Origin of the sequence: Kocuria oceani, from assembly GCF_029524215.1 — a bacterium.
Taxonomy (GTDB): Bacteria; Actinomycetota; Actinomycetes; order Actinomycetales; family Micrococcaceae; genus Kocuria; species Kocuria oceani.
Genome location: NZ_JARAMH010000026.1, coordinates 1 through 2,211 on the forward strand (window position 1 = coordinate 1; position 2,211 = coordinate 2,211).

The following is a 2,211-nucleotide window of genomic DNA, read 5'->3' on the forward strand; positions in this document are numbered from 1 at the left end:
CGTCGACGCCTTGCGCAGCGCTGTCGCGAGGCGAGGACAGACCGCCGGCTGCATCCTGCACACCGACCGCGGATCTCAAGGCGGATTCAACCGGTCGTCGCAACACCTTCCTGGAATCGGAGGTGTTCGACGATGGCGACGGCGGATTGGAGCAAGAAGACCGGCGATGTGCCCGAGGGCGCGCGTCGGCAGTGGCGCGCAGATCGGGCGCTGCGGCCGCCGATGCGCTCACCCGGGCGACCTGATCCCTCACGGGCGGTGCAGCGCCAGTTCTGGAGATTGATCGCCACGGGCGTCACGACCGTCGAGGCGTCGTTGGCGGTCGGTGTGTCGTGGCCGGTCGGAACTCGCTGGTTTCGCCACGCTGGCGGCATGCCGCCGATCTCATTGGCTGAACCCACCGGGCGCTACTTGTCCTTCGAGGAACGCGAGGAGATCGCGCTGCTGCGCGCCAGACAGGTTGGCGTGCGTGAGATCGCGCGCAGGATCGGGCGTGACCCCTCGACGATCTCTCGCGAGCTGCGCCGCAACGCGGCTACGCGGGGCGGGAAGGCGGAGTACCGGGCGCTGGTGGCGCAGTGGAAGGCCCAGCAGGCGGCGAAGCGCCCGAAGACCGCGAAGCTGGCGACCGATGACAGGTTGCGGGAGTACGTACAGGAGCGTCTGGCCGGCACCGTCCGCAGGCCCGACGGCGCGGTCGTCGTCGGGCCGCAGCCGCCGGCATGGAAGGGGCTGAACAAGCCGCACCGGCAGGACCGGCGGTGGGCGATCGCGTGGAGTCCGGAGCAGATCTCGCATCGGTTGAAGCTCGACTTCCCGGATGATGAATCCATGCGCATCAGCCACGAGGCGATCTACCAGGCGCTGTTCATCCAGGGCCGTGGCGCGCTCGAACGCGAGCTCGTCACCTGCCTGCGAACAGGCCGCGCACTTCGACAGCCACGAGCTCGAGCGCAGAATCGACCCGCAGGGCATGTCACCGCGGATGTCGTCTTCTCCCAGCGTCCCGCTGAAGCTGCGGACCGCGCTGTTCCCGGCCACTGGGAGGGGGATCTGATCATCGGCACCGGTCGGTCAGCGATCGGCACGCTCGTGGAACGCAAGAGCCGCTCGACCCTGCTGGTGCACCTTCCCCGCTCGGAGGGCTGGGGCGAGGCCCCGCCGGTCAAGAACGGTCCCGCGTTGGGTGGCTACGGCGCCGCTGCGATGAACGCCGCGCTCATCGCGTCGATAACCAAGCTCCCCGAGCAACTTCGCAAGACGCTCACCTGGGACCGCGGCAAGGAGCTCTCCGGCCACGCCCAGTTCGCGCTCGAAACGGGCACGAAGGTGTTCTTCGCAGACCCGCACTCGCCCTGGCAGCGCCCGACGAACGAGAACACCAACGGGCTCCTGCGCCAGTACTTCCCCAAAGGCACGGACCTCTCACGCTGGTCCGCCGAAGACCTCGAAGCAGTCGCCCTTGCTCTCAACAACAGACCCCGAAAGAGCCTCGACTGGAAGACTCCCGCGGAGGTCTTCGAGGAGCAGCTACGCTCTGTTCACCAACCCGGTGTTGCAACGACCGGTTGAACCCAGGCAATTCAGATCCAGGAAGTTCGTCCGGGCTCTGCACGGACACGACATGGTCGGCTCGATGGGCCGCGTCGGCGCCGCCGGCGACAACGCGGCCATGGAGAGCTTCTTCGCACTACTGCAGAAGAACGTCCTGGACCGCCGTCGCTGGGCCACTCGCCAGGAGCTGCGGATGGCGATCGTGGTCTGGATCGAACGCACCTATCACCGGAGGCGACGCCAAGCCGCGCTCGGGAGATTGACCCCCATCGAGTACGAGACCATCATGACCACACCAGCCCTTCAGGCTGCCTGACCCAACCTGTCACCTATCGGTGCATCAGTCCCCTGGTATCCACTCAGAAGATCCGCTTCAGTGACGTCCATGATGGACGCGATGCTGGCCATGTTGGCCTTCATGAGAGCCGCGTCGGAGATGTCCTTGGTGACCTCATGGAAGTGAATCCGGTTGCCCCCGAACGTGGTGAGGTTGAGCATTTGGTCCGCCTAGACGGTATGTAGTGACCGCCCGGGTGCGCTGGGGGGTTGCGGGCCGGGGCCTCGCTCACTGATCTTCGTGGGTTACCGGACAAGTACTCCCTTGCCCGGCCTATCCGACAGCAGTGGGAGGCCCCGGTGTTTACAGAGCGTACGAGC

At 66.5% G+C, this 2,211-nt stretch carries 2 protein-coding genes and 1 pseudogene; 2 read left to right on the forward strand and 1 reads right to left on the reverse strand.

Annotated elements, in window-relative coordinates; all coding sequences use genetic code 11:
* Positions 1-132: 132 nt before the first annotated feature.
* Positions 133-1,572 carry an IS30 family transposase gene (locus tag PU704_RS18190; protein WP_420871645.1) on the forward strand — a complete coding sequence of 480 codons (1,440 nt, stop codon included), beginning with the start codon at positions 133-135 and terminating at the stop codon, positions 1,570-1,572.
* A 7-nt stretch (positions 1,573-1,579) separates the two neighbouring features.
* A pseudogene (locus tag PU704_RS18195) lies at positions 1,580-1,870 on the forward strand (integrase core domain-containing protein); the annotation flags it as partial.
* Here PU704_RS18195 and PU704_RS18200 read toward each other — a convergent pair.
* Complete coding sequence (locus tag PU704_RS18200) at positions 1,858-2,052, reverse strand: hypothetical protein (protein ID WP_277552324.1); 195 nt, start codon at positions 2,050-2,052, stop codon at positions 1,858-1,860. The pseudogene PU704_RS18195 and the gene PU704_RS18200 sit on opposite strands and share 13 nt — an antisense overlap.
* Positions 2,053-2,211 lie beyond the last annotated feature (159 nt).